The organism is Mycobacterium sp., assembly GCF_044370595.1.
In the GTDB taxonomy this organism is placed as follows: Bacteria; Actinomycetota; Actinomycetes; order Mycobacteriales; family Mycobacteriaceae; genus Mycobacterium.
In genome coordinates this window covers 1-3,297 of sequence record NZ_JBILVF010000237.1, presented here as the reverse complement: position 1 = coordinate 3,297, position 3,297 = coordinate 1, and the positions used below count along the sequence as shown (strand labels likewise).

The following is a 3,297-nucleotide window of genomic DNA, read 5'->3' as shown; positions in this document are numbered from 1 at the left end:
CGGGCGGCTCACCGTGAGCTGGCGGGGTTGTACCCCGATGTGTTGGTCCGTCGTGCCACGCATCTGGCGGCGGCGGCTGTCGAACCGGATCAGGAGGTAGCCGACCTTCTCGAGCAGGCCGCCCAGCTGTCGATCCGCCGAGGCGGACTTCCGGTGGCCGTCGAGTGGCTGCGCAGGGCTGCCGAACTGAGCACCGATTCGGACCGGCGAACCGCCTTGCTGGCCGAAGCGGTGTTCGTCGCTGCCCGGGCGGGCCGGCCCGGAGAGGTTACGGAACTTGTCGACAGCGCCGAGACCCGCGGAGCCAATTCGGCGAATGCCGCGCTGTTCGCTGCCTACCGCGCGTTTCATGCCGACGGCGAGGTGATCTCAACCCACCGGCGGCTCATTGAAGTGCTGGCAAAGAGCGACACCATCGACGGTAAAACGGTGAACCGGCTGGCCAACCTGCTGCTGTCGATCACCAACTTTGCCGGCGACGCCGAGAAGCGGGAGCGGACCAACGTCGCACTTGCCGCCCTGGGTACGCGAGTGGCGCCGACGATCCTGATGTACCGCACCGGCGTCGACTCCATTGTCAACACCACGAGCGGCATTCGCTCACTGCTCGCTACCTACGCGGAGTTCCTCCCGAAGCTGGAACCGCGCATGGTGATGCTGCTGTCCTTCCCGGCGTACTGCGTCGATGCGATGGCCCAGTTTCGGTATCCACTTGAGCAGGCCTTCACCCAACTCAGCGAACACGGTGCTTCTATCGACGCCATCGAGGGTGGGCGCGTCTTGCTGCTGGACATGATGGCCGGCGGGCACTGGGACCGGGCCGAGAAGGTCGGCGCGCAATGCCTGGAGATGGCCGGTGAGGTACAAGGTAGTGAACTGGTTCGTCACCAGTTGCTCGGCGACCTCGGGGTGTTCGCCGCCTGGCGTGGCGATCTGGAGACCGCGCGCCGCAACGCCGCCGACGTGACGGCCTGGGCGGCGCCGCGGGGGCTGCATCTGCTCGTCGGTGTTGCCCAGCGGATCGCGGTGCGGGTCGCCCTGGCCGAGGCCGATTACGAGACGGCCTATCAGGCGGCCATCGGCATCAGCGCGCCGGGACACTTCCCGCGGCAGAACATTCAAGTGGGCGATGACATGCTCGACTTGGTCGAGGCGCTGATCAACACCGGTCGCGTCGAGGAGGCCCGGGCACACGTGGCCGAGGCGGTGCGGCTGAACCTGGCCGAGGTGTCCCCGCGGGTGGCGGCACTGACCACCGCGATCACCGCGATGACGGCCCCCGACTCCGATGCCGAGGGCCTCTACCAGTCCGCGCTAGGACATCCCGGCATCGCGGATTTTCCCTTCGAGCACGCCAGAATCGCTCTGGCCCATGGCATGTGGCTGCGCCGCCAGTTGCGCCACACCGCGGCGCGCGGCGCGCTCGGGCTCGCCGCGGAGACCTTCGATCGCCTCGGCGCACGGCCCTGGGCCGATCGGGCCGGCGCCGAACTGCGTGCCGCCGGAGCGTCGGTGTCGCGATCCTCCGGCGAACCGGCCACGCTCAGCACCCAGGAACGCCGGATCGCCGACCTCGCCGCCGACGGAAAGTCGAACAAAGAGATCGCCGCTGCGCTCAGTCTGGCCCCGCGCACCGTCGAATCGCACCTGCACCGCGTATTCCGCAAACTGGGCATCACCCGGCGGTCCGCCCTCAACAAAGCCCTGCGCGAACACGCGTAGTCATCCGGCATCGTACTCGGTGCTGCCGCGGTGAATTTAAGTGTTTTCCTGGAATCGGAGAAGGGTCCTTAGTCCCTAGAGTTCATTTGCTCCGGGCCCTGTTCCGGTTCGCATTTCGCCGCATTCGCGCTTGCCGGGGGGAGACCCCCTCGAAGGCTCTGGAGGGACTCATGTCTGCTGATTTGTCGTCGTCGGTTGATCGGGTGCTGGACCAGGGTGGTCGCCGTGAGGTGCGGCCGATTGAGTTCCGGCGGGTGATGCCGGAGCCGTCGGGGTCGGTGTGTGCCCGGTACGTGGGTCGGGTGGGTGCGTTGGCCGTGGCTCTGGGGGTGGGGGCCGCGGTGGTGTCGATGCCGGTGGCGTTTGCTGATCGGCAGGGTTCTGACGGGTCGACGGGCTCCTCGTCGTCGGGGTCCTCGGAGGCTTCGTCGGTGGGTTCGGGGCGTGGGTCGCGGACCGGCGCACGTGGTGGCGTGAGTTCCCCGGCATCGGCACCGTCCTCTGTTCCGGATGGTGCGGATTCGCCGGCGGTGACCTCGTCGCGTGGCCGCTCTTCGTCCTCGGCCGATAACGCGGGTGCCGAATCGGGTCGCGGTTCCGCGGCGCCGGTGGTACCGGTCGTGCCGGTCGGTGGTTCGGGTGGGCGGTCCGGTGGCGCCGAGTCGGGTTCTGAGGGTGGCGTGCCGGCGGCGTCGGCGACCCCGGTCCGCGCTGGAGGCGGGCGTGGTGAGGTCGCGGTGGGTTCGGCGCCGGTGTTGGCGGTTGGCAACGATTCCCCGGCCCGGGCCGCGGCCGCGGCGGCGGTTCCCGCGGCGTCGGTGACGGTGAGCGCCCCGATGTCGGTGGTCTCGGGTGCGGCAGGTGCGGCGTCGGTGCCGGTGGCGGCGGCGGCTGCGGCGGCGGCGCCGGTGATGTCGGCGGCTCCGGCGGCGGCTACGGGTGTGGTGGGTTCGTTGGGTGCGGGGTTGTTGGCGTGGTTGTCCGGGGGGGCCGGTGATGGTGTGCCGGGGGCGGCGCCGTTGGCGTGGGCGGCGTTGGCGGCTGCACGCCGTGAGCTGAATGGTTCGGGTGGGACCAAAGCGGCGGCGTCGACGACCGGTAGTGGTCAGTTGTTCGGGGGGTGGGGTGCGGGGTTGTTGACCGGGCCGGTGAAGTTGTTCGGTGATGGCACCGCCGCTAACCCGAATGCGGGTTTGTTGTTCGGTAATGGCTACTCCTACACCTCCTATGAGGGTGCGTGCGCCAGTGGTGCATGCACTGGCGGCCGGGCGGGGTTGCTGTTGGGCAATGGTGGTGGTGGTTTCGCTGGTGGTGATGGCGGTGACGGCGGCCTGTTGTTCGGTGATGGTGGTGCTGGCGGTGACGGGTCGGTGTTGGTCAACAACGGCCGGGGCGGTAACGGCGGTAAGGCCGGGCTGTTGTGGGGCAATGGTGGTCGGGGTGGGGCCGGGGTGTACGTGGCGGTTGCGGATCGTTCGTTCGCCGGGATTGGTGCGCGGGCCGCGGCGGACGGTGCGCCGTCGGGGGTGCCTTCCGGTGCCGGTGGTAACGGTGCGGATGCGGGGATCCTCGGCG

1 protein-coding gene and 1 pseudogene are annotated in these 3,297 nt (G+C 69.3%); both read left to right on the top strand.

The window, feature by feature from the left end; genetic code table 11:
• Positions 1 to 1,722: helix-turn-helix transcriptional regulator (locus ADBZ5N_RS18205; RefSeq protein ID WP_526259891.1), on the top strand; the 1,722-nt coding region annotated here is incomplete at its 5' end.
• A 170-nt stretch (positions 1,723 to 1,892) separates the two neighbouring features.
• Positions 1,893 to 3,297: pseudogene (locus ADBZ5N_RS18200) on the top strand (hypothetical protein); the annotation flags it as partial.